This window comes from Bradyrhizobium sp. 14AA (genome assembly GCF_054185205.1).
Genome location: NZ_JAVAYM010000141.1, coordinates 1 through 470 on the forward strand (window position 1 = coordinate 1; position 470 = coordinate 470).

The 470-nt window shown below is 41.7% G+C and carries 1 protein-coding gene; it reads left to right on the plus strand.

Features of this window, described 5'->3' with window-relative positions; translation table 11 throughout:
• The coding region (locus RAD15_RS43715; RefSeq protein ID WP_458184847.1) for a hypothetical protein at positions 1-470 on the plus strand (470 nt) is incomplete at both ends.

Here is a 470-nt window from a genome sequence, read left to right on the forward strand (position 1 = left end):
CCGTCGTAACTTTTACCTCTGCCTTAGAAAGATTCTATGAATTTTTTATACAAGTAATGTATGTCGAAAGCGGCCGTGACGAGGCACAATTTTTGGAAGCATGGAAGTCGGTTAAGTCGTCATCTGAACGACAGATAGGCGCGTATGCACTTATTCATGCCTTAACACTGGGAAGTCCAGCTCAAATTTTATCAAGCGCCCAAGTTGAGTTTAGGAATAAAGTTGTGCATCAAGGGCACATACCTTCTGATCAAGATGCTTATAGTTATGGAAACTCCATTTTAATTTTAATGAGAGACAAATTAACTTTCCTAAGAGAAAAATATAATATCAGCTTTGATAAGGTAGTATCCAAAAAGGCCGACCTAACACGCGTGGTCCAAAAATATCAGCGCATCCCGGCGTCATTGAGCGATGACACAATCATAGGCTGTGGGTCATATCCAATCGCTCCCGAGAGCCTTCGAGCT